Source organism: Kiloniella majae (assembly GCF_002118315.1).
GTDB classification, from domain to species: domain Bacteria; phylum Pseudomonadota; class Alphaproteobacteria; order Kiloniellales; family Kiloniellaceae; genus Kiloniella; species Kiloniella majae.
Map to the genome: position 1 here is coordinate 201185 of NZ_MTSZ01000002.1, position 25329 is coordinate 226513.

Genomic DNA, 25329 nt, shown 5'->3' on the forward strand with positions numbered 1-25329 from the left:
TATATGAGTCCAACTTTTAGAGTTTCGGACATAGCCAAATAATAACAAGGCCCCTGAATCTACTTCCGGATCTCAAGCATAAAATCATCAACTTCTTTGGACAGTGACAAAAGTTCTGCCGTTAATTGCTCGGAAGAATTAAGAACAACACCAGCTGCCTGCCCGGTTTCTTCTGAAGCCCGCATAACATCACCAATGTTTTTAGAAACTTTGCTGGTTCCATCCGCTGCCAATCTCACATTGCGAGACATTTCACCTGTGGCCGAAGTTTGTTCGGTCACAGCAGCCGCAATGCCAGCCGTAATTTCATCAACATTACCAACGGCCTTGGTAACCTTCGTTATTGCGTTCGCGGCAACACTCACTGTGTCTCTGATTGTCGTAACCTGAGAAGAAATATCGTCTGTGGCAGTTCCCGTTTGTGTCGCAAGATTTTTAACTTCTGATGCAACAACTGCAAAGCCTTTACCCGCATCCCCTGCGCGTGCTGCTTCAATCGTTGCGTTCAAGGCCAATAAATTAGTTTGATCGGCAATTTCACTGATCAAATCAACAACCGCACCAATTTTTTCTGCCGCTTCAGAAAGGCTGTCTACTGCTCGGTTCGTTGCCTGTGCGTCTGTGCTCACCTCTCTGGAAGCTGTTGCAGCCATTGATGTCTGACGGCTAATTTCTTCGATAGAAGCCGTTAATTCTTCGGAAGCTGCTGCCACAGATTCCACATTTACAGAAACATCCGAAGATGCTTCAGAAGCTTGAGAGGATTGCTGTTGCGCCTGACTAGCTGTTGCATTCATTTCCTGTGCTGTCTGGCCAAGTTGGGAAACGGATGTTTGAACGCTGGAAACAATTCCTTTAACCCGGATATTAAACTGATCAGCAAGCGCATCCATTTCTTCTTTGCGTTTTTGTTCTGCAATCGCTTTTGCTTCTTCACGTTCTTTTCGTAAGCGCTCAACATGTTGCGCGTTTTCTTTAAAAACATTCAACGCACTAGCCATTTCACCAATTTCGTCGTGCTGACCTGTCGGAACTTCTATGGATAGATCCCCTTCGGAAATTTCTTTCATAGCCTCTGACAAGGAGACCAAGCGAGAAATAATCATTTTGCTGACAACAAAATACATAACTGCAGCAGCAAGCGCGATTGAGATACCCAAAATGACCAGAAGCCATATCTTTCCGTCCGTAATCGCATTGTTAGACAAAGAAACAGAGCCAATCGCCCCTTCTTCCGCAGAACTCGCAATTTTGTCCACGAGATCTTTCAATTTTTGGGAAAGCTCGGCATTGTTCCCTAACAGTTGGCTCGAATTATTATTTTCAGCTATTTGAGCAATTCTAAGGGAAAAAACATTTTCTTCACCCAACAAAAGGGCGTCCAGCTTCTTGGTTAATTCTCTGATCTTAATTGCTTCTTGAGAAATATCATCATTGATAAGAGAAATATTATCTTTGTTACGTCTGGCGGCCTCTTTGACTTTCTTTTGTGCCGCTTCAATAAGTTCTTGTTCTTGATACGTAGCAACTTCAGCCAAGAGAGAAAAAATCTGGTTCGTATCAACCTGCAACGAAGAAGAAACCTGACTTCTCGTGACCGATATCAAAATTTCAATAAGTTGGTTGGTAACATCTGTACTTCCAAAGGAAGCATCAATTGTATCTTCGACAGTTTTTCGTGCCGCCTCTTGATAGGGTCCAACAAGACCATCGAACTCTCGCTTGGTAGCCAGAAGTTCAGTCATTAAGGCCAAGCTTCGGGAGTTAAGATCTAGTTGTTGAGCAACTGAAGAATTCAACCCGGACAAATTATTCTTCAATTCTTTTGATGTTTTTTCTAGAAGTTTACTCGTTTCCTGGTCAAATCCACTTTCATTCAGGGCAATAATTAAACTATCAAGGGATGCTTCTTTTTGCTGTAGAGACGTAAAAACATCGTTTTTTTCCTGTTGTGATTTGACTGTGATCAGTGCAGGTGCAGAGGAAGCGATGTTGGTTGCTGTTTCTGACAGTTCCAGTGCAATCGACATTTGCGGAATACTTTTCCTGGATATTTGATCAAAAGCACTACTTACACCATCAAAAGACAGCCATCCCACCAAGCTGGCTAGCAACGTGGTGGAAACGATACTGCCAACGGCCAGCATCAGTTTGGTTTTTACTTTTAATGCCCGTTTGTCGTCTGATCTTTGCTCATTATCGCCTGACGCTTCTTCTGACGTTTCTTCGACAATATCGTCCTCTTCGATCTGCGTATTAACATCCGTATCAGACACATCTCTCTCCTGTCAGGCTTTATAAACCACTAAAGGGCAACATTATTTGGGGACGACCACACTCTAAATAGGACCAATTCAATATATTAATGAGTCCAGTCCAGAAGCATGCTATGCTTTAGGAAAAGATAGCCTAGATTAGCACCCAATAATTTAAAGATGTTTAATTCGATGTGAAACCACGGGGGAATAAGAATTGGCGAGCGATATCCTTTTCCATTTAGAAAAGAAGAGCAGAGAGTCTCTTCAAAGTCAGCTTCGCCGCGCTATTCTAAACGCTATCCTGAATAGCACTTTGCCTGCAGGGTTCAAGTTACCTTCCAGTAGAAAGCTAGCCAATGATTTAGGGGTTTCTCGCAACACAGCCATTCTGGTTTATCAAGGATTGACAGATGATGGCTATCTCGTCACCCGAGAACGCAGTGGCATCTTTGTAAACGAAGAGTTTGTAGAAAGTTTAGAACAGTCCAAACTCTCACAAAAAGAAACCAGAGTCACAGAACAGGTCGAACAGGAAAAGCCGGATTGGACCAATCGCTTTTTCATGCGCCCCTCAGAACGTCATTACCTCAACCTCCCAAAGGATTGGCGGGATAAACCTTTTCCCTTTGTCTATGGACAGCCGGACAAACGCCTCTTTCCCCTAACAGCATGGCGTGAATGTAGCAGGCTAGCCCTGAGCACACGGGACATGGCTGACTGGATCCATGACGATAAAATTTATGACGATCCTCAACTTATCGAACAAATAAGAACCCGATTGCTCCCCGCCCGAGGCATCCATGTTTCTAGCGACCAGATCCTTGTCACACTTGGGGGGCAGAACGCGCTCTACCTTTTGGCGGGACTGTTGGTTCGACAACACACACGCGTTGGCATAGAAAACCCGGGATATCCCGATGCAAAAAATATCATGCAGCTATTCACCAACAATATTGCCCCGATCCCCGTAGATGAAAAAGGAATGGTCGTCGATGATCATTTAAATGACTGTAATTATGTTTTTGTAACCCCAAGTCATCAATGCCCGACGACGATCACAATGCCTCTTTCCAGACGAAACCGCCTTTTGGAAAAGGCCACCGAACAGGACTTTCTTATCATCGAAGACGATTATGAGAACGAGATCAACTATTTCAAATCGGCAAGCCCGGCTCTAAAGGCTTTGGATACAAGTGATCGGGTTATCTATACCAGTAGTCTCTCCAAAACACTTTTTCCAGGCTTGCGTATTGGGTACATCGTCGCAGCACCTGAGCTTATTGAAGAACTAAAGTTTTACCGTAGACTGGTTGTCCGTTATACCCCGAGTAACAATCAGCGCACCGTAGCACTTTTCTTATCGCTTGGATATTACGATAGCCTTATCTATAGCCTGCGTCGGAAATGGCATAACAGATGGAATTCTGTTCACAAAGCATTGAAAACCTATATCCCGGAATGTAGCTATTCCCATTCTTCCGGAGGGACATCATACTGGATTAAAATCCCCGAAGGCATAAGTGCAAATCAACTCGTAAAAGAAGCTTATAAAGATGGGGTGTTAATAGAATCAGGCATGCCATTCTTTCTGGAATCACCTGCGCCGGATACTCATATTCGCATAGGTTTTACCTCTATCGAAAACGCAAAAATCGAACCCGGGATCAAGCGACTGGGTAAAACCATTGACCGAATGCTCAGAGAGAAAAATACATCCCTCGGCAATACAACTAGATAACAGATAAAAGAAACCAGATTCTTGGACTCCTGCTGGACTCATCGAATGGGTCCAAATGGAGCTATCCCCAACCTCTAAGACTGGAAAGAATTACCTCGGAACCTATTCCGTTCAATTACCCAAATCCAGCCCTGAAAATCAATTAGGGAATTCTTTGGTTAATTAACTGGAATTATTTAACAAACGAGGAACAGTTCATGTTGAGTCAGCAACCAATAGAATGCCCCAATGCATTGCTACATAATGCTGCTCAATATGCACCCGCACGAACAGCTATTGTTAATGCGACCAGCGCCATAGCCATGGAAAGTGCTTACCTTGCTCAAAAAGCAGGGCTGGTAGAGCCTGTACTTGTTGGTGATAAATCGATTATCTCCCGCTTATCAAAAGATATGGGGTGGGATCTGTCAAAAGTCGAAATTCACCACACAGCTAATGAAGAAGAAGCTGCGAAAATATCTGTCCTGCTCGCCCGATCAGGAAAAGTAAACGCGATCATGAAAGGGCAAATTCACACAGACATCTTCATGAAGGCCATTGTAAACCGTGAAACTGGGCTTAGGACCGGTCGGCGTCTATCGCATGCTTTTTACATGTCAGTTCCGGGTTCTGACCGAACCATGATTATTACAGATGCGGCCGTTAACATTGCGCCGGACCTCGAAACAAAAAAAGCGATCATTCAGAACTCGGTTGAGATGATGCATGCACTTGGCAACAGCAAGCCAAAAGTCGCGATCCTATCCGCAACAGAAGAAGTAAATCCGCAGATGCCGTCCAGTACAGACGCTGCAACATTGACAGAATGGGCCAGAGAAGAAGTTCTTGATGCTTTTGTTTTTGGCCCTATGGCATTGGATAATGCGATCTCTCCTGAAGCAGCACATATTAAGGGGATCAAAAATCCTGTCGCCGGAAAAGCCGACATTTTGGTGGTACCAAACATTGAAACCGGAAACGCCATGTTCAAGCAACTAGTTTACTGTGACAGTGCCTGCGCTGCCGGAATTGTATTAGGCGCAAGCGTTCCGATTGTATTGACCAGTCGCGCCGATCCCCCCGCAGCACGCCTTGCTTCTATGGCACTCGCAGCAATTGTTGCTCATATTACTTAAAAAAATTGTAGATTTAATAAAATATAACAATCTATAGTAAGCCTTAAAAAACTCAAAAAAACAAAAATCACAACAGGATAGCGTCAAATTGGAGATGATTTATGGGTTTCTTTCCCACGTCCAAACAAGAGGAAGTTGATACTTCCCCGCACGTATCGGACGAAGTTAAGACCACGACATGTTACATGTGTGCGTGCCGCTGTGGCATCAAGGTACACCTGCGTGGCGATCAGATCCGCTATATCGAAGGCAACCCAGATCATCCGGTAAACAAAGGCGTGCTCTGTGCAAAGGGCTCAGCCGGGATTATGCAGCATAATTCCCCTGCCCGTTTGCAAAAACCGCTTCTCAGAACAGGAGAACGTGGATCTGGTGAATTCAAAGAAATTGAATGGGATGAAGCCCTTGAACTCGCTAGAGGATGGCTTGGCGAGATCAGAGCAAAAGACCCGTCAAAACTTGCTTTCTTTACAGGTCGCGATCAGTCGCAAAGCTTGACCGGATGGTGGGCAGGGAAATTTGGCACAAGAAATTTTGCCGCCCATGGTGGATTTTGTTCCGTCAACATGGCCGCTGCTGGTTTATATAGCGCTGGCGGATCTTTCTGGGAATTTGGAGAACCCGATTGGGATCATACGAAGTACCTCCTGATGTTCGGGGTCGCCGAAGACCATGATTCTAACCCGATTAAAATTGGGCTGGGTAAATTAAAGTCCCGCAAGGGAACCAAGTTTGTGTCTGTAAATCCTGTTCGCACAGGTTATTCCGGTATTGCCGATGAATGGATTGGCATCCGCCCCGGGACAGATGGTCTCTTTGTCTTTGCCCTCATTCACGAGCTTCTCAAGGCCGAGAAGATCGACTGGACTTACATAACCCGCTACACAAATGCCCCCTGGCTTGTCATACAAGACCCCGGCGCGGCAGATGACGGTCTTTTTGCCCGCGATGCCGAGGGAAATCCGCTTTGTTATGATGCTGAGGCAAAAAAACTCGTCTCATCAACTAACCTCGAAGCCAAACCAGCATTGGCAGGTGAATTCACCCTTCCGGATGGGCGTAAGGCTGTTCCGGCATTTCATTTGATGGCTGATCGTTATCTTGATCCTCAATATGCACCAGAAGCCGTTGCCGATCAGATTGGCTATAGCGCAGCAAATATTCGCCGTATTGCAGCAGAAATTGCCCATGTTGCCTTCGAAGAAACAATCGAACTGGATGTAGCCTGGACAGACTGGGCTGGGCGTAAGCAGGATAAAATGATCGGGCGACCGGTTTCCATGCACGCGATGCGCGGGATCTCTGCCCATTCAAATGGTTTTCATACCTGCCGTGCCATTCACGTCTTGCAAATGCTATTGGGTTCTATTGATGTTCCCGGTGGTTTTAGGCACAAGCCACCCTTCCCACGCCCCTGTCCTCCGGGTCCAAAACCTGCGGGACATGAATCCATCGCCAACACGCCGCTACCCGGCATGCCGCTTGGCTTCCCTACTGGTCCTGAAGACTTGCTGGTTGAACCGGATGGCACACCCAAACGCATAGACAAAGCCTACAGCTGGGAATACCCACTGGCCTCTCACGGCTTGATGCACATGGTCATTCACAATGCCTGGAAAGGTGATCCCTATCCAGTAGATTTGCTTTTCATGTATATGGCGAATATGAGCTGGAACAGCTCTATGAATGTTCCCGGTACAATTAAATATCTCACCGATAAAAATGAAGACGGTAGCTACAAGATCCCCAAGATCATCTATTCAGATGCATATCATTCTGAAATGGTTCCCTATGCCGATCTTGTGCTGCCGGATACAACCTATCTTGAACGATGGGATGCGATTTCTCTGCTTGATCGCCCGATCTGCAGCGCACATGGCCCTGCTGATTCGATCAGGCAGCCCGTCATAAAACCAGACAGAGATGTACGCCCCTTTCAGGATGTTCTGTTGGATCTGGGTGCACGGGTTGGCTTGCCCGGCATGACCAAGGAAGATGGCAGTGCCATGTACCCTGGCGGCTATTCTGATTACATTACAAACCACGAACGAACACCGGGCGTTGGACCACTCGCGGGCTGGCGAGGACAAGACGGAGACAGTCACGGCAAAGGAGATCCCAACCCGGATCAGTTGCAAAAGTACATCGATAACGGATGCTTCTGGTCAGATGAGTTCACCCCGGAACAGTCTTACTATAAATTTGCCAACCGCTCTTATCTTGATCGATCTCATGAAATGGGATGGATACCCAATGCAGAACGTATTGTGATGCACATCTATTCTGAACACATGCAAAAGTTCCGCCTAGCAGCTCAGGGACATGGCGACATACAACCACCTGATGATCTCCGCAGTCGAATAGACGAGACATTTGATCCTCTTCCGATCTGGTACATGCCTTTGGAAGAAAAAGCTGTGGATGGCAAAGAGTATCCTCTGCACGCGGTGACCCAACGGCCAATGCATATGTATCACAGCTGGGGCTCTCAAAATGCCTGGTTGAGGCAGATCACAGCTCAAAACCGTCTGTTCATCAACGAAGAAACTGCCCGAAAACACGGCATTGACAACGAAGACTGGATTTGGGTTATCTCACCACATGGACGGGTAAAGACCCAAGTCAAGTTGATGAGCGGTGTTAATCCCCACACAATCTGGACGTGGAATGCTATCGGCAAACGTAAAGGCGCCTGGGGTCTGGATGATAAAGCGCCGGAATCTAACCGTGGCTTTTTGCTAAACCATATTATCTCGGAACTGCTACCGCCAAGAAAAGACGGCTATCGTTATTCCAATTCTGATCCCGTCACAGGTCAGGCAGCCTGGTATGATCTCAGGGTGCGGATAGAAAAGTGCGACGCGCTGGAAGAAGGTGCGACAGAGCCAATGTTTGAGGCTTTTGCCCCTCTCCCCAATGCACCGGAACAAATGGCTGTATTGCGTTATGGTGCCGATTTTGGCGAAGAAAAGCCAAGGTCAAAAAGTTCAACGCCTAAAGTACAAGAAGCACCATTATCTGATGATACCCTGGCAGGAGAGAAACCATGACCTGTCTTCCGCAAAACGGTCCACAAAAAAAGCTGGGGCTGGTTATTGACTTGGATATCTGTGTTGGCTGTCATGCTTGTGCCGTGAACTGTAAAGAATGGAATACTGGCGGCCACTCTGCGCCGCTAACAGATATGGATCCTTACGGTGCCGATCCCAACGGTGTCTGGTTTAACCGCATTCACAGCTTCGAAGTCGTTGATGACGATAGCGACAGCCGCACCGTTCACTTTCCCAAAAGCTGCCTTCATTGTGATGATGCGCCCTGCGTTACCGTTTGTCCGACAGGTGCATCCTATAAACGCGAAGAAGACGGTATCGTTCTTGTAGATGCGGATAAATGCATCGGCTGTAAATTATGTTCATGGGCCTGCGCCTATGGCGCTAGAGAATATGATGAAGACGCAGGCATCATGAAAAAATGTACCCTCTGCGTTGATCGGATTTACAACGAAAACTTGCCCGAAGCATCCAGAGTACCGGCCTGTGTTTCCACCTGTCCAGTTGGCGCAAGATCCTTTGGTGATTTGGGAGACCCAAACTCTGATGTTAGCAAGCTTGTTGCGGAGCGTGAAGGTTTTGATCTAATGGCAGAGCTTGATTACAAACCGACAAATAAATATTTGCCGCCTCGCCCCAAACAAAATGAGAATGCTGTTTCGGATAAACCCGTTAGCCTCTCCCCAGTTGAAACTGAAAAAGCTGGCCTGTTAGCGCGATGGGCTGACAAAGTCTTATCGCTCTAGAAAGAAAGGAGTTTTCACATGCATCCAGCAAAGTCAGTTATTCTTTTCACAACCGCTTCAGGCGTAGGTTACGGACTTCTTTTCCTTCTTATCCTAGGGCATATGCTTGGCGTTATTCCAACGGATCAAACGCTAGCTCTCAGTGGGTTTTGCACAGCCTTCATCCTTATTGTTTTGGGGCTTCTGTCTTCGACATTTCACCTTGGCCGGCCAGAACGGGCCTGGCGCGCCCTGACACAATGGCGGTCATCCTGGTTAAGTCGCGAAGGTATTCTGGCGATTGTTACTTTCCTGCCTACTGGTATCTATGGGCTCTGGTGGGCTTTTTTCTCAAGTAACCACTTCGCTTTTCTACCAGTAATCGGCATCGCTGCGTTATTGCTGTGCTGTGCAACTGTCTATTGCACATCAATGATTTACGCCTGTCTGAAGCCTGTTGCAGCGTGGCATAACAAGTTTGTGCCCGCTGGCTACCTGATCTTATCCTTGTCGACGGGTGCCTTGTTGCTGAATGCGATTTTGCATTTACAGGGCAAAAACGATCAGCTGTTTGATATGATCACCATCGTATTGATTATTATCGCTGTTGTGCACAAGTTCTATTACTGGCAATACATCAATGAAAATGCGGGTCAAAGCACTGTTGGAAGTGCAACGGGCCTTGGATCAATGGGTAAGGTTCGCCTTTTGGAAGCAGCTCATACCGAAGCAAACTATTTGATGAAAGAAATGGGGTTTAAAATTGCCAGAAAGCACAGACAAAAGCTGAGAAATATCACCTTTATCTTTGGCTTTATTTTCCCAATCTTTCTGATTTCACTTTCAGGCATGATTTCAAATGCCACCCTAAGTAACCTTGCAATCATACTCTCAATATTGTCTGGCGCATTGGGCATTATCACCGAAAGATGGCTGTTTTTTGCAGAGGCCAAACATACTGTAAGCCTCTATTACGGTGCAGAGAAAGTATAGAACGCATTAACCCTGGATCGTGTTAAAGATCCAGGGTTAATTGCCTTATCAATTAGGTCTATTTTTTTAAGCAACGATATCTTTTTTCGAACCAGCACTTCCTGATCGACCTATTTTCGATGCCTCTGCAATTTTCATGGCTATTTTCTCTTGGGCAATTAGATCAGAGATCGCGCTTGTTGCGCCCTGTTCCTGATCCGCACGCTTAAAGATATCCAACAAAACGTCGTAGATAGCAGCGACTTTTTCATCGACCCATTTACGATCATACTTTCCGTCAATTTCTGCAGCCACATTGATGATACCACCAGCATTAATGACATAGTCCGGTGCGTAGAGAATATTATGCTCTCGTAACAACATACCATCTATATCTTTGGCAAGTTGATTATTCGCAGCACCTGCAATGATCTTCGTTTTCAGCTTGGGAATAGATGTTTCATTCAAGACTGCGCCCAATGCACATGGGGCAACCACATCAACATCAGCAAAGAGTATTTCATCACAAGATACTGCTGTGGCACCGAATTCTTTAACTGCATGTTTAACTGCATCTTCGTTGATGTCTGCTACGATTAACTTGGCCCCGGCAGTATGTAGTTCCTTACACAAATGCCATCCGACATGGCCGAGCCCCTGCACAGCGACAGTTAAGTCGGCAACATTGTCTTTACCCAGTTTGTGTTTAACCGCAGCTCTAATGCCGTTAAAAGTACCGCGAGCAGTGAAGGGAGAAGGATCACCACTCGCGGCAAGTCCAGAATTTAAACCCGCAACATATGGGGTTTCCTGGGAGACAACTTCCATATCTGAAACAGATATTCCAACATCTTCGGCTGTAATGTATTGACCACCGAGACCATTAACAAAACGCCCAAACGAACGAAAAAGCTCTTCGGATTTATCGGTCTTGGCATCCCCGATAATAACGGCTTTCCCTCCGCCCAAATTTAATCCTGCCATTGCGTTTTTATAGCTCATACCCTTGGAAAGTCTGAGAGCATCGTTTAACGCCGAACCGTTGTCCCGATAATGCCACATGCGACATCCACCAGCCGCTGGCCCCAGCGCTGTTGAATGGATGGCGATAATCGCCTTGAGACCTGTGGTTTCATCCTGACAGAACACCACCTGTTCATGGCCAGAAAAGGCCTCATGATTAAAGACATCCATGTTAGATGCATCAGACATATTCAGTTCCCCAATTCGTCTTTTCTGGTGCGTTCTACCGCGCCTAAAATCTGTAAGCTCACGTAAAATGGGGCGGTAATGCATATCAGATAATCACGTCTTTTATTGGATCAAAGCCAATAGAATGACGGTTGAAGACCAAATCATTAATCAGTGCCAATCATCACCTGAAACTCAATTAACCAGCTTCCCGTAACCAGTTTGGCAGTATCAAAGTGATCAAAAACACAAACTAATATGCAGCTCTCTCCCAGAAAACATATACTTAAACATATGCTTAAACATGTTCTTGAAGCATGTTTCTCAAGCTCTGTTTATTTCTGCCAATTATTATTATCTTTTTGGCTTCTATTATTCTGCTTCAAGAAGAAAGAAATGTTCTTTCTATTTTCGTAATTAATTCGCTACAATAGCAATCTGATTTCGCTTATTCGAAAATATGAGAAATATTTATGCTGCCAAAGATCGATAATACGGATAAAAAAATCCTAAAAGTTCTTCAGAAGGATTCTGATATCAGTAATGCAGAACTTGCGAATAAAGTTGGCCTTTCCCCCGCGCCCTGCTGGCGACGGATAAAACGCCTGGAAGAAAAAGGAATCATAAAACGCCGTGTGGCCATTATTGATTCAGATAGCCTTGGTTTAGAGATCGTGGTCTTTACCACTGTAAAAATCTCAGCACAGGCGCAACACGGCCTTGAGGACTTCGAACGTCGGGTTAGCCGCTTTGACGAGATTACCGAATGCTATACTGTCAGCGGTGGCATGGATTATATTCTACGCGTTGTCACAACCGACATGCGTGCTTACGAACGTTTCCTTCGGGATCATCTGTTACAACTCCCTAACATAGCCGAAGTACATTCCAGATTTGCCGTATCACAGGTTAAATATACCACAGGCCTTCCCCTTGATTTGGTTGAAACCAAAGCGTCATGAGCACCATGTCTCTTGCACTCAAGGCTATTGCCATATCGTTATTTTTATTTTAGTGTCCGGCGCAAGGTACACAGGGGTGCCTCACCGCCAAAAGTCAAAACACCCTGTTATTGTCGATGAATACGATGAGTAATCACCCAAAGAATTCTCTGGATCGCGAGGAGCGGATAGATCCGGTACAAGGAGAAACTCTATGGCTGATAGTATCCATGAGCTAAAACATAACGCCCGCATTCTTCACCGTAATATCACAACGGGGAAACAAACGAGCCTTGATTTCATAAAAAAGAACCCGGATTTAAAAAATCTGTCTGATCTTGATATTATCGAGACAGTTAAGCGCAAACATTGTTTATCTCAAATAGCAAAAGCGCTTGGGTTTAAGGGTTGGTCACATCTATCTCAAATTATCCAGATGGAAACGGCCCCCGTCCCGACCAGAGAAAGATCAGAACTTGATTATGGCAAACTTCTCTGTCCATCCAGATGTATGCCCTATACAAATTTTTGGACCGTATTCTACCCTGAAGCCAAAGAACACAGGAACCAGACCAACGGGTATCTGCTAGTCTATGGCACCCAGTTTTTGGTCACGGAACAAGATTTTATCAAGACTCTGGGACTGGATCCTAAAGATTCAGATTGGGATCTCATAGAACAGGATTGGGCTAATCCTAAGAGTATTAAGGCAAGAGACCGCCTCTATCAAAAGCTGATTACCCATAACCTGAAAGATCAGACTTGGTTGTAAATTAATGTGCCGCATTGCCTTGACTTTCTTTTCAAGGCAATGCGTTTAATACGGGTTATATTCGATATGAATTTACCCGATGCAAAATATTAGCACTGAATTACTTCGCCGTGCTTTCGATGCCATTCTTCATTTTCATGATAAATGCCTTTTTCATTAATGCGGCAACACCACTTTACATAGGGAAAGAATTCCCCGCTGTTTTTTTCAACAACACCACTAGCGATTAAATTACATTTGATCCAAAGATCACCACGAGAAATACAATCTACTTCAAATACAATAACTTCCATACCTTCATATAAGGTAATCAAGTTTCCAGAAAAATTTTCTCGAACATCTGTTTTTGATAACAGTATAAAGTCACTCTCAATCAGTTCGTTAAAATCTACCACTAGGCGAGGAACGTCCATTACCAAGAACCTTAAATCATTTCCTGAAAACCGAGATAAGATAAAATAACATTTTGTTCAGTTTACAGAAAGTAGCATTCTTGCAGTAAATAATATGATTGAGGTTCACCCCAACTCTCTTAATTCACGCCGAATAATCTTACCCGTTGTCGTCATGGGCAATGCATCGACAAAAGCAACTTCGCGCGGGTATTCATGCGCCGCGAGCTGTTTTTTAACAAAGAGTTGGATTTCTGATGCCAGATTATCATCCCCAAGAAAATTATCATTGAGCACGATAAAGGCTTTTACAATTTCGGTTCGTTGAGGATCTGGCTTGCCAATCACCCCTGCCATGCGCACAGCCGGATGCCCCATCAGGCAGTCTTCGATCTCGCCAGGACCAATGCGATAACCGGATGACGTAATAACGTCATCATCCCGACCGACAAACTGTATCCAACCCTGCGTATCAAGAATGCCTGTGTCACCTGTTAACAACCAGTCACCCGCAAACTTGGCCTTAGTTGCATCCGGATTGTTCCAGTACTTTAGGAACATGACAGGATCAGGCGATTTAACAGCGATATTACCCAAGGTACCCTGTGGGAGAACCTCTCCCTTGTCATCAACAATTGCCAGATTGTGCCCGGGAACGGCGCGGCCCATTACGCCCGGCCTTGCATCCATAATTTTGGCGCAGGACGACACAATCATATTGCATTCTGTTTGTCCGTAAAATTCATTGATTGTTAAGCCGAATGTTTTCTGTCCCCAGTCCAGAAGCTCTGTCCCCAAAGACTCCCCGCCTGAAGCAATAGAGCGCATGTTTAAATCCCAGCGAATTTCAGGGTCAGCAACTGACCGCATCATTTTCAGGGCCGTTGGCGGAATAAAAGCATTCCTGATCCCCTGTTCCGCGAGCAGATCAAACGCTGCTTCGGCTGTGAACTTTTCAAACCGTCGGGCAACAACAGTTACGCCGTGATGTAACGCAGGTAACAAGACATCCAGAAGCCCGCCGATCCAAGCCCAATCTGCGGGTGTCCAGATTTTATCGCCCGGTTGCGGAAAGAAATCATGTGACATCTCAACACCCGGCAGATGCCCAAGCAGGACACGGTGCGCGTGAAGTGCGCCCTTAGGCTGCCCCGTTGTTCCAGAAGTATAGATAATCAAAGCCGGATCATCCGGCTTTGTCTGCACAGGTATGAAATCAGGAGATTGCGACAACAGATCCCGATGTAAATCCTTTGCTCCAGCAGAAGCACCGTCAATGGAATAAACGTGTTTCAGATCAGGCAGTCGACCTTTGATTTCATTAATCTTCTCAACACCGGCCTGATTGGTAATAACCGCGCGTGCACCCGAGTTTGACAGTCGATATTCCAGCGCCTCCACACCAAAGAGCATGAAAAGAGGCACAGCAATACAGCCCATTTTATAGGCTGCAATATGAGAGAATGCCGTCTCCAATGATTGCGGTAGTAAAATAGCAACTCTGTCACCCCGGTTGATCCCTGATGACGACAGAAGATTAGCCATACGATTAGAGTAATCTTTCAGATCACCAAAGCTGTAGTCAGCGACATTTCCATCTATATCAACAAAGCTAAGCGCCAAACGAACCGGTGCTCGTTGAGCCCATTTATCACAGACATCAACACCGATATTATAGTTATCCGGTATATCCCACTCAAAGGCCTCTTTAACCGCGTGATAATCAGACCCGTGGCTTAACATGGTTACCCCTAATTTGTATCGTCGCCGGAAGATTACCGACCGAAACCGAATGTTATTTATCGCTCTTTAAATGATTGATAATACCGGAAAAATCAATCCCGCTTCCACCTGCATCATTAAAACTTTGATAAAGTTCTTCTGCATGAGATCCCAGCGGTGTTGGCACACCCGCTGATTTGGCAGCATCCTGAGAGAGCTTTAGATCCTTTAGCATCAAAGCGGCGGCAAAGCCCGGCGCATAGTCATTGTTTGCAGGACTGGTCGGCACTGGCCCGGGAACAGGGCAATAGGTGTTGATTGACCAACACTGGCCCGAAGACGTGGAAGCAACATCAAACAGTGCCTGATGATCAAGTCCAAGTTTTTCAGCCAAATTAAAAGCTTCTGACGAAGCAATCATCGAAATACCAAGGATCATGTTGTTACAGATCTTAGCTGCTTGTCCGTTCCCTGCACCACCACAGTGAACAATCTTTCCGCCCATAACATCCAGAAGCTCATGCGCTTTATCAAAGGCTTCTTTCGTGCCACCAGCCATAAAGGTCAAGGTACCAGCTGTTGCCCCACCAACACCCCCGGAGACCGGAGCATCGAGGGATAACATACCCGCTTTTTCAGCCGCGTCATGGGCCGTGCGTGAGCTATCAACATCTACGGTTGAACAGTCAATAAAAAGTGATCCTCGCTTGGCAACTTTTAGCGTGACTTCATAGACACTGAGAAGGTGTTTTCCCGCTGGAAGCATCGTGATAATTGCATCAGAAGCCGCAACCGCTTTGTCAACATTCTCCACAATTTCAATACCACCTTTTCTGGCCTGATCTTTTGCTTCTTCGGACAGGTCGAAACCTTTAACCACATAATTGGCTTTCACCAGGTTAGCCGCCATCGGGCCGCCCATGTTACCCAACCCGATAAATGCTATAGTTTTCATGTTCTTTTCCTCTTCCGATTTACCGGATTATCCCAGATGACAGACCAAGTTCATTTGATCCCAGACTTGCAAAACAATCGCTCACCATTGCCTCTGGCACAGATTCCAATGTCGCAGGGGACCACTTGGGATTTCCGGTTTTATCGATAACAACCGCGCGAACGCCTTCGAAAAAATCTTTCTGTTCAAACATCCGACACGCGAGACGGTATTCCATATCCAGATCTTCTTCGATCCCGCCCAATGTGCTTGCTTTACGAATAGCTGCCAGTGTTACCTTCATTGAATGCGGCGCGCGACCAGCAAGATCTTTGACTATTTTCTGTCCCAAATCGCTATCTGCTTTTTCAGCAGCAGTCACAATTTCCTCGACAGCATCATGAGAGAAGATTTGATCTATTTGACCTCGAATTTCAGCAAGTTGAGATTGTCCGGAACTCACAGTGAAACTTCTGAGCAAACTATCAACATCTGCCCGCGCATCAGAACCGTAATCGGCCTGAGACAGGACTTCGATCAAATTGGGTAGCTTGTCACTCTGGATTTCAATATCTGCCAATCCCGCATAAATAGCATCTTGCGCCCCGATACGATGTCCGGTTAATCCCAGGAATGTACCAACTTCGCCCGGCGCATTTGCCAAAAGCCACGTACCGCCGACATCAGGGAAAAGACCAATCGCCGTTTCAGGCATGGCAATCATGGAACGTTCCGTCACCAGACGATTGCTGCCGTGTGCAGAAATACCAACGCCACCGCCCATGACAATGCCATCCATAATAGCAACATAGGGCTTGGGATAATTGGCAATAAGCGCATTGAGCTTGTACTCATCTGCCCAGAATTTTTGGGCAACACCGTCCTGTTCCTGTCCGGATTTATAAAGGGCGCGAATATCGCCCCCGGCACACAAACCGCGCTCACCAGCACCATCGACGATAACAACCCGAACCGTTTCATCTGTTTGCCAGCTTTCCAAAGCAGCCAGCATTCCATGAACCATATCCAGCGACAAAGCATTCAAGGCTTTTGGACGGTTAAGCGTAATACGTCCGGCACTACCTTCCTGTCGAACGATCAACTCATCTGTCATGCTCTGTCTCCTTTCAACAGGTCACGAGATATAATCAGTCGCATAATCTCGTTGGTTCCTTCCAGAATTTGATGAACTCTGAGGTCTCTGACAATCTTTTCGATGCCGTAATCCGCCAAGTATCCATACCCGCCATGAATTTGTAGGGCTTCGTTTGCCACCGTAAAACCGGTATCTGTCGCAAAACGTTTTGCCATCGCACACCAGCGCGTTGCATCATGAGTTTTCGCATCCAGCTTGGTTGCCGCTGTATATAACAGTGTGCGGGCCGCTGTCAGTTCTGTTTCCATATCGGCAACCTTGAACTGCAATCCCTGAAACTGGGCAAGCGATTTTCCAAAGGCTTTACGTTCGCCCATATAGCCAATGGCTTTATCCAACGCAGATTGTGCGCCACCAAGGGAACAGGCACCGATATTCAAACGACCACCATCAAGCCCCATCATGGCGATCTTGAACCCCTGCCCTTCTTCACCGATCATATTCGCAGCAGGAATGCGTACATCTTCCATCACGACCGTTCTTGTCGGCTGTGCTTTCCATCCCATTTTCTTTTCATTGGCCCCAAAAGAAACGCCCTCGGCATCTTTCGGTACCAGGAAACAGGAAACACCACCCGCGCCATCCCCGCCTGAACGGGCCATAACCAAATAAAGATCAGATGTCCCCGCGCCAGAAATAAACTGTTTCGCACCATTGAGAATAAAATCATCCCCATCACGAACTGCTTTGGTTTTCAAAGCCGCGGCGTCTGATCCTGCGGATGGTTCGGTCAGACAATAGCTGGCAATCAAATCCATCGTCATCATTTGCGGCAACCACTTTTGGCGCTGTTCTTCTGTGCCAAAGCGATCAATCATCCACGATGCCATATTGTGAATAGAAATAAAGGCAGATACAGCCGGACATCCAGCAGAAAGCGCTTCAAAAATCAACGCAGCATCCAAACGTCCCAAGCCAGAGCCACCGACATCATCCCGAACATAGATCCCCCCCATACCAAGAGCGGCCGCTTCACGCATTACATCAACAGGAAAATGTTCTTTTTCATCCCACTCCAACGCGAAAGGTGCAATTTTGTCACGGGCGAAATCCTGTGCCATTTCTTGAATAGCACACTGTTCTTCATTCAGTTCAAATTGGCTCATCAGCTTATCTTTTATTCAGAAAAAAGAGAGCGGGATGCTTCCTCTAATTACCGTTACAGCGATTATCGAAACAGCAATCTGGAAACATCCCGTATTCTAAACTCAATCCATTGTTGGAATTGAGAACTCGGCACCTTCTTTTACACCGGAAGGCCAACGCTGGGTCACAGTTTTAGTCTTGGTGTAGAAACGAATAGCATCTGGTCCGTGCTGGTTCAGATCACCAAAACCGGAACGCTTCCAACCACCAAATGTGTAGTAGGCAAGCGGCACAGGAATAGGAACATTCACACCAACCATACCAACATTCACCTTGGTCATGAAGTCACGGGCTGTATCACCGTCACGGGTATAGATCGCAACGCCATTACCATATTCATGCTCACTAGGAAGACGCAGTGCTTCTTCATAGTCCTTGGCACGTACAACTGAAAGAACCGGGCCAAAAATCTCTTCTTTGTAGATGCGCATATCAGGTGTCACGTTATCAAACAGACACCCGCCCATGTAAAAACCTTCTTCATAGCCCTGCATGACAAAGTCACGGCCATCAACAACGAGCTTTGCGCCTTCTTCAATACCAAGGCCAACATATCCCTTGGTGCGTTCGACCGCTTCTGCGGTGACCATCGGACCGAAATCTGCATCCGGATCAGTCGACAGACCAATTTTCAACGCCTCAACACGTGGCGTCAATTTTTCAACCAGACGATCCGCAGTCTCTTCACCAACAGGAACAGCCACAGAAATTGCCATACAGCGTTCCCCGGCAGATCCATAACCAGCACCGATCAAGGCATCAGCAACCTGATCCAGATCCGCATCCGGCATAATGATCATGTGGTTCTTAGCACCACCAAAACACTGTGCTCGCTTGCCCTGCGCTGTTGCACGTGTATAGACATACTCTGCAATAGGCGTTGAGCCAACAAAACCAACGGCTTTGATATCCGGGTCATCCAAAATGGCATCCACAGAGACTTTATCGCCGTTTACAACATTCAAGATGCCTGCCGGAAGGCCAGCCTCTAGCATCAGCTCACCCAAGCGTAAGGGTAATGAAGGATCACGCTCGGAAGGTTTAAGAATAAAGGCATTACCGGAAACGATTGCAGGTGCAAATTTCCACATCGGGATCATGGCAGGGAAGTTAAAAGGTGTAATGCCCGCAACAACGCCCAAGGGTTGGCGCATAGAGAACATATCAATGCCCGGACCTGCACCTTCGGTAAACTCACCCTTTTGCAAATGCGGAATACCACACGCAAACTCAACAACCTCTAACCCGCGCTGGATGTCACCTTTGGCATCCGGGATAGTTTTGCCATGTTCGCGCGAAAGCATATCAGCAAGTTCATCATAGTTTTCCTGGCAAAGATGAAGGAACTTGAGCATCACACGTGCACGTTTTTGCGGATTGGTCGCCGCCCATGCTGGTTGAGCCGCCTTGGCATTTTCTACGGCAGCTCTCAATTCATCTTCAGAAGCCAGAGGCACCTTCGCGGCAATCTCTCCGGTCATTGGCCAGAAAACATCGCTAAAACGTCCCGAAGTACCTTTTACTTTTTCGCCACCAATCAGGTGATAGAGTTCAGCGGTCATACCGCATCTCCTTCAAATAGTGATCGCGCCTGAGCGTATGTCAAAACAACACAGGACACAGAACGCGGCAAATTGTTTAAAAGAGCATCTGCCTGTAAATCCAGAAACCCAATAAGAATCGTCTGAACAAAAGATGCCAGCTTTTCGATCTTGTCACATAGACTTGCATTGTTTTTTTTGCACAGCTATAGGTAATAGTAACAAACCAGTGTGCGAAAATACATCATGAACCCTACTTTTGACTGGAATGACCTCCGCCCATTCCTCGCCGTTGCGAGAACAGGAAAACTGACAATTGCAGCAAAACGCCTGAAAGTGGATCATACCACAGTCAGTCGACGCATTCAGGCCCTTGAAACCGCGTTGAACGCGACCTTGTTCGAACGCGGTCCCCAAGGCTATGCCCTGACAGAAATCGGACAGCGACTGCTTGGCGCGGCAGAGTCCATGGAAACCATGGCAATGGGCGTTCAAAACGAGATTGCCGGGGCCGATCTGGATTTGACCGGAGCGGTCAGAATTGGCGCGCCGGATGGTTTTGGCAGTTACTTTCTAGCTCCAAGAATTTGTGATCTTTGTCGATCACACCCCGGGTTGGAAATTGATCTCGTCGCAATGCCGCGCATGTTTAGCCTTTCAAAGCGCGAGGCAGACATCGCGATTGGCCTAAGCCGCCCCACAGAAGGCCGCTTGAGATCCCGCAAGCTCACCGATTACCGCTTGGGACTTTACGCATCGCCGGAATACCTGGAACGCCGAGGACCAATAACCCATAAAGATCAACTTAAAGAACATCGTTTGGTAGGTTATATCGAAGATCTGATCTTCTCACCCGAATTAAATTACGTCCCTCAAATCGGGAAGGAGCTACGCCCTCAACTCCGCAGCACAAACCTGATCGCCCAGATGCACGCGACATCAACAGGGGCCGGTATCTGTATACTGCCCTGCTTTATGGCGGATAATCAGGAAAATCTGGTCCCGGTACTGCGTGAAGAAGTTAACTTTATGCGTACCTTCTGGCTTATCTATCATGCAGATCTTCAGGGATTTGCCCGAATAAGAGCCGCTGTTGATTTTATTGTTGAAAAAGTCACCCGAGAAAGAAAAGTATTTTTACCAGAAACTTAAGAGACTTTACTAACAAACTAATCCATTGTTATTTAATATTCACTCACCTCATAACTAAACAACAACATATCCAAGTAATATAATACCTTAGGAAATTCCGTCACTACTTCCCAAACAGGCTTCAATTAGCAAGGTATTAACTTGTAAGTGCTTAGTATAGCATCATTACTTATGAACTACGAACCCTTACAGTTGAGCTATTTAGAAAAAACACAGAGCTAAGGTTGTCGCAAGCAATCAGTCTAATGGGAACATCTTATGGAGTTAGAGGATAATTTTTCTCTTAAAAATCTGGCGCCAGCACTATTACTGATTTTATTCAGCAGTATCTATTTAGCGTATATGTATTTTCGCCCAGCAGAAAACGCCCAACAGATTGCCGTATTGTTTCCCCCTACCCAAACTTTCCAAGAAAACATTAACTCACTCGATAGCATGAATGCCAGATTAGTCAGAATAGGCTATTGGGATAACTTGTTGATTGTTGATTTTGGAAAAAACATTCCCGTCGCCGATATCAAGATTCCCTCAGCATTCCTGCTGCTTGATGCAATCGCAACAGGAAGCTGCTTTTTCACCAAAACATGACATACCTGAATTGATCCGCTTAAACATAAACATAAGAGTTTAAAGCCATGAATGACCTACAAACAATAAGAACACGTGCAGCGAAAATGTTCATTCTATTCATATTTGCTCACATAGTTTTAACGCCAGTTATTGCACTAATTCTGGGCGTAGCGTTTATAGATGTAACAATCATGGCAATAGCCGTATCAATTGCTGTTGGCTTAACCTGGAAAACTACAGGCATAAACTCTGCAGCAACACATTATGTGATCGCTGTTGGCTTGAGCTTAATGCCAGCTATTATCACCTACCTCTTCAAAGGCCATCCGTGGCAAATTGACATACATATGTACTTTTTTGCCAGCCTCGCAATGGTAACGGCCCTATGTAACTGGCGGGCAATTGTTATCGCAGCAGCTACAGTTGCGGTTCACCATTTAGTTTTAAATTTCTTACTACCAGTAGCTATCTTCCCCTCAGGAGCTGATCTTTTCCGAGTAATATTACATGCCGTAATTGTCATTGCCGAAACTGTTGTCCTTTTATGGCTCGCCATTAAACTTGAAGCTGCATTCAGCCAAGCATCCAAGGCCCTATCCGAAGCAACTTTCGCTCAAGAAGAAATTGAGAGAGCCAGACAAGAGCAGTTAAAAACCGAGCACAATGCAAAAGAAAAAAACAATGAAGCTCGCTTGCAAATGGCAAATGATTTTGAGGCTTCAATTGGTCGAATTATTTCGTCTCTTTCCGGGTCTGCAGATGGAATGAAAACGGTTGCCCAAGATATGTCCAGCGCCGCAACTCAATCATCCAGTCAAACATCTGTTGTAGCGAATGCAGCGGAAGAAGCATCCACGAATGTCCAATCTGTTGCTGCTGCTACAGAGGAACTCTCCGCTTCAATTAACGAAATTTCATCACAAGTACAACGGTCCGCAGATATTGCAAATAGTGCTGTAGAAGAAGCTTCACATACCAATAATAAAGTAGAAGGCTTAGCCATTGCAGCTGATAAAATTGGTGAAGTTGTAAAGCTTATCAATGATATTGCGGAGCAAACCAACCTTTTAGCGCTCAATGCAACTATCGAGGCCGCAAGAGCAGGTGAGGCTGGCAAAGGTTTTGCGGTTGTTGCATCCGAGGTTAAATCACTCGCAAACCAGACAGCTAAAGCCACGGAAGATATCTCATCACAGATAAACGCAATACAATCAGAAACAAAAGATGCCGTTTCTGCGATTAAAAGTATATCGGGAACGATAAAATCAATTCATGAAGTCGCGACCGCTATCGCTTCCGCAGTTGAAGAGCAAGGTGCCGCAACGTCTGAGATAACAATGTCGGTACAACAAGCTGCGAACGGTACAGACCAGGTAACGTCGAATATCCGCCAAGTAAGAGAAACAGCAAACTCAACAGGCGACGCAGCTCATCAAGTGCACAGTTCAGCATCAAGCCTTGCGGATGAAGCGGGACAACTTGAACAACAAGTAAAAGAATTCATAGGACAGCTCAGAAGAGCTGATGCCTAAAAAAGCAAAAAGCCCCGCCCTAAAAAAGGGACGGGGCTTTTTATGAAGTGTTTACCGCGAAACTACTGGCTCGCAAGAACCTTATCAATTGGTCCCAGATTCAAGAACAGAGTTTCACCCGTTGAATCATCAACACCGTCGTTATCTGTCACAGCATAAACGGTACCATCTGCAGCAACAGTCAAGCCTTCAAGCTTGTCAGGAGTCCAACCGTTTGCACGATTCAGATCAACAAGAACATCTCTGATCAGGGTTTTACGTAAAACCGGAACTTCCTTTGCCCCAAGCTCGGCAGCGGCCGTGTGCTTCACAGATACGCGATAGATCCGCTTGATTGCCGCATCCGGACCGCCCTTGTTATCCCGCTCAACAATCGCGAGATCACCATTGCCCAGGCTTGTGATTTCGCTCAAACCAACCCAACCGCCAGCAGGGCTTTCAGGTTCATCCAAACGATAGGCATTTACACCCCAGGTTCCGGCTTTCAGATCGTGAGAAATGATTTTCGTATAGCCTTTTGCATCATCTTTCCAGGCTCTTTGTACCGCAATATAAAGTGTATCGTTGTAAAGCGTCACCCCTTCGAGACCATGCTTCTTCATCTGGCTTTCAAGTGCTACTGGCAAGGCAACTTCACGGGCAACCTGCCCCGTTGGCAATACATGTAAAAGCTTGCTCTCACGCTTTTCCGGCTTTCCTTCGGAAACAACCCAGAAGCTACCATCCGGTGCAGCAACGATACCCTCAAGATCAAGGTTCTCGACAGGCTTCCCGGCTTTGGTAATACGGCGCGAAGAAACGATACGGGCCGGACGAGACGCCACATCAATTGTGAAAATATCCGCTGTGGAATAGAAGCTGTCATTCACAGCATAGAGGATTGATGGATCTGTCGCATTTGCGGTCAGGCCTGATAGTGCCCCCCAACCGATCGGCGAACCATTGGCCCCATCAACAGACACAATCTGCGGCAGACTTACACCCTCATTACCCTGTTTGTAGATCGCCAGGTTTGAACGATATCCGTCTTTGATATCATCTTTTTCGTTAGCGATAACAACAAGCCCACGGGATGGAATGGTAACAATTCCCTCGGGACCAACACCACCAGATGGCAGAGCTTGCACAAAATCAAAGCGATTGTTCAGGCCGTCGCCTGTTTTCACGTCTTGATAGACGCCGATCAGATTGGCACGTTCCAGTCCGACAAAGACAAGGCGATCATCACCATAAGTTCCAACAGTCACACCTTCTGGCTCTGTTCCCTTTTTGTGAGATCTTTTTTCCGGATAGTGCCCCATTGAAACCGCAAGACGTTCTGTCTGAGAACCACTGTCAAACAACACAGAACCTGACTTGGAGAAAACGGTAAAGCCACGTGATCCACCTTCGTAATCACCTTCGTTTGCAGTTACAAAACGATTGTCATCAATCCAGGAAACCGCATCTGGCTCCCGCTTAAGATCAGCCAGGCTTTCCGTTAGTGATATTGCTTTATCTTTTGTGTTATCAACGCCTGTAATTGACGATGTTCCTGCAGAATAGTGATTGACGACTTTGTTATTTTCCAGATCAACAATAACGATATGATTGTTTTCCTGAAGCGTCACAACAGCCTGATTAAGCGCGTTAATAGAAACGAACTCGGGCTCGGGATCAGTTGGCGCAATGTCCGCCAGGCCTGTTAAGTCGGTGACAACAGCATTATCACAGTTTGAAAGCAACCCCTTATCATTCAAACGGAATGTTGCAAGATGCCCAGCCGGGTTTTGCGGAATGACACCATCATTCAAGTCTTCATCCCGCTCATTCTCAATGGCAATCGCAAGATATTTTCCGTTTGGACTAAGCGCAACACTATCAGGCTGTCCAGACACATCACATTTTGCGATAACCTTATTCGCTTTCAGATCAACAATCGCCATATAACCGGAAGGCTTTACATAACTCTTAGAGGTATTAACCCCAACATAAGCGTAGTTATCTTTAACTGTCACAGATGTCGGCTCACCACCAACATTTACAACCCCAGCAGGTTTGGGATTGGCAGGATCAAAGATATCAACTTTACCAATCGCTTCCAATTCAGAGTCCGTGTAAACAAGCATCGTCCCCTTCATCGCCGACGCAACAATCTCAGCTACAGTCTCAGTTGCTTTCTCTTTGCCTTTGGGCAGATTTTCATAAATTGGAAAAGAAGACAGGCGGCTAAAAGGTTCAACGGCAAACGCCGATGTTGCAAGACACATAGCCACAACGGCCAGACTTGCGGACTTACCAATATTTTTCATTACGTGGACTCCCGATGGGTGGTATTTATTCTCCCCCTGCTATGCAGTGTTCTGATTTCAAAGGCATGACAAATTCATGTCAGTTTTTGGAAGTTCCAGTATTTTTGATACTTAAACTTTCATCCTGTCAG

19 protein-coding genes are annotated in these 25329 nt (G+C 46.2%); 10 read left to right on the forward strand and 9 right to left on the reverse strand.

Annotated features, from left to right (window positions below):
• Positions 1–59: 59 nt before the first annotated feature.
• Positions 60–2276 (reverse strand): methyl-accepting chemotaxis protein, encoded by a 2217-nt coding sequence (locus tag BKB51_RS06990; RefSeq protein WP_085900403.1) that lies wholly within the window; start codon positions 2274–2276, stop codon positions 60–62.
• 196 nt (positions 2277–2472) lie between these two features.
• On the opposite strand from BKB51_RS06990, the gene pdxR reads away from it, so the two are divergent.
• The 5 genes from pdxR to BKB51_RS07015 all read left to right on the forward strand — a co-directional run bounded on the left by pdxR (position 2473) and on the right by BKB51_RS07015 (position 9879).
• Positions 2473–3996, forward strand: a complete 1524-nt coding sequence (gene pdxR, locus BKB51_RS06995) for a MocR-like pyridoxine biosynthesis transcription factor PdxR (RefSeq protein ID WP_085900404.1) — start codon at positions 2473–2475, stop codon at positions 3994–3996.
• Between the two features lie 197 nt (positions 3997–4193).
• A complete protein-coding gene (locus BKB51_RS07000) occupies positions 4194–5111 on the forward strand; it encodes a bifunctional enoyl-CoA hydratase/phosphate acetyltransferase (RefSeq protein WP_085900405.1) in 918 nt (305 codons plus the stop codon).
• A 101-nt stretch (positions 5112–5212) separates the two neighbouring features.
• Positions 5213–8161, forward strand: a complete 2949-nt coding sequence (locus tag BKB51_RS07005) for a molybdopterin oxidoreductase family protein (protein ID WP_085900406.1) — start codon at positions 5213–5215, stop codon at positions 8159–8161.
• Positions 8158–8907, forward strand: coding sequence for a 4Fe-4S dicluster domain-containing protein (locus tag BKB51_RS07010; RefSeq protein ID WP_085900407.1), 750 nt, complete (start codon positions 8158–8160; stop codon positions 8905–8907). Before BKB51_RS07005 ends, BKB51_RS07010 begins: the two co-directional genes overlap by 4 nt.
• 18 nt (positions 8908–8925) lie before the next feature.
• Entirely contained in the window at positions 8926–9879 is a 954-nt protein-coding gene (locus BKB51_RS07015) for a dimethyl sulfoxide reductase anchor subunit family protein (protein ID WP_085900408.1), read from the forward strand.
• Between the two features lie 66 nt (positions 9880–9945).
• On the opposite strand, the gene BKB51_RS07020 is transcribed toward BKB51_RS07015, so the two are convergent.
• Positions 9946–11070: a Glu/Leu/Phe/Val family dehydrogenase gene (locus BKB51_RS07020; RefSeq protein WP_245813248.1), complete on the reverse strand. Its 1125-nt coding sequence runs from the start codon at positions 11068–11070 to the stop codon at positions 9946–9948.
• A gap of 452 nt (positions 11071–11522) precedes the next feature.
• Between BKB51_RS07020 and BKB51_RS07025 the strand changes: the two genes are divergently transcribed.
• Both BKB51_RS07025 and BKB51_RS07030 read left to right on the forward strand, forming a co-directional pair.
• Entirely contained in the window at positions 11523–12011 is a 489-nt protein-coding gene (locus tag BKB51_RS07025) for an Lrp/AsnC family transcriptional regulator (protein WP_085900409.1), read from the forward strand.
• Positions 12012–12204: 193 nt separating this feature from the next.
• Positions 12205–12762, forward strand: coding sequence for a hypothetical protein (locus BKB51_RS07030; RefSeq protein ID WP_085900410.1), 558 nt, complete (start codon positions 12205–12207; stop codon positions 12760–12762).
• Positions 12763–12851: 89 nt separating this feature from the next.
• Here the strand turns inward: BKB51_RS07030 and BKB51_RS07035 are convergent, their stop codons facing one another.
• The 6 genes from BKB51_RS07035 to BKB51_RS07060 form a co-directional block, all read right to left on the reverse strand.
• Positions 12852–13175: a hypothetical protein gene (locus BKB51_RS07035; protein ID WP_085900411.1), complete on the reverse strand. Its 324-nt coding sequence runs from the start codon at positions 13173–13175 to the stop codon at positions 12852–12854.
• Between the two features lie 105 nt (positions 13176–13280).
• On the reverse strand, positions 13281–14897 hold the full coding sequence (locus BKB51_RS07040; protein WP_085900412.1) for an acyl-CoA synthetase: 1617 nt from the start codon (positions 14895–14897) through the stop codon (positions 13281–13283).
• Positions 14898–14949: 52 nt separating this feature from the next.
• Entirely contained in the window at positions 14950–15831 is an 882-nt protein-coding gene (gene mmsB, locus BKB51_RS07045; protein ID WP_085900413.1) for a 3-hydroxyisobutyrate dehydrogenase, read from the reverse strand.
• Positions 15832–15850: 19 nt separating this feature from the next.
• Positions 15851–16924, reverse strand: coding sequence for an enoyl-CoA hydratase/isomerase family protein (locus BKB51_RS07050; protein ID WP_085900414.1), 1074 nt, complete (start codon positions 16922–16924; stop codon positions 15851–15853).
• Positions 16921–18072, reverse strand: coding sequence for an isobutyryl-CoA dehydrogenase (locus tag BKB51_RS07055; protein WP_085900415.1), 1152 nt, complete (start codon positions 18070–18072; stop codon positions 16921–16923). The genes BKB51_RS07050 and BKB51_RS07055 overlap by 4 nt, the downstream gene beginning before the upstream one ends.
• A gap of 102 nt (positions 18073–18174) precedes the next feature.
• Positions 18175–19674, reverse strand: a complete 1500-nt coding sequence (locus BKB51_RS07060) for a CoA-acylating methylmalonate-semialdehyde dehydrogenase (RefSeq protein ID WP_085900416.1) — start codon at positions 19672–19674, stop codon at positions 18175–18177.
• 225 nt (positions 19675–19899) lie between these two features.
• On the opposite strand from BKB51_RS07060, the gene BKB51_RS07065 reads away from it, so the two are divergent.
• The 3 genes from BKB51_RS07065 to BKB51_RS07075 all read left to right on the forward strand — a co-directional run bounded on the left by BKB51_RS07065 (position 19900) and on the right by BKB51_RS07075 (position 22907).
• Positions 19900–20805 carry a LysR family transcriptional regulator gene (locus BKB51_RS07065; protein WP_085900417.1) on the forward strand — a complete coding sequence of 302 codons (906 nt, stop codon included), beginning with the start codon at positions 19900–19902 and terminating at the stop codon, positions 20803–20805.
• Positions 20806–21063: 258 nt separating this feature from the next.
• On the forward strand, positions 21064–21393 hold the full coding sequence (locus tag BKB51_RS07070) for a hypothetical protein (protein WP_085900418.1): 330 nt from the start codon (positions 21064–21066) through the stop codon (positions 21391–21393).
• Positions 21394–21440: 47 nt separating this feature from the next.
• Entirely contained in the window at positions 21441–22907 is a 1467-nt protein-coding gene (locus BKB51_RS07075; RefSeq protein WP_085900419.1) for a methyl-accepting chemotaxis protein, read from the forward strand.
• A 62-nt stretch (positions 22908–22969) separates the two neighbouring features.
• Here the strand turns inward: BKB51_RS07075 and BKB51_RS07080 are convergent, their stop codons facing one another.
• Complete coding sequence (locus BKB51_RS07080; RefSeq protein ID WP_085900420.1) at positions 22970–25198, reverse strand: esterase-like activity of phytase family protein; 2229 nt, start codon at positions 25196–25198, stop codon at positions 22970–22972.
• Positions 25199–25329: the final 131 nt, after the last annotated feature.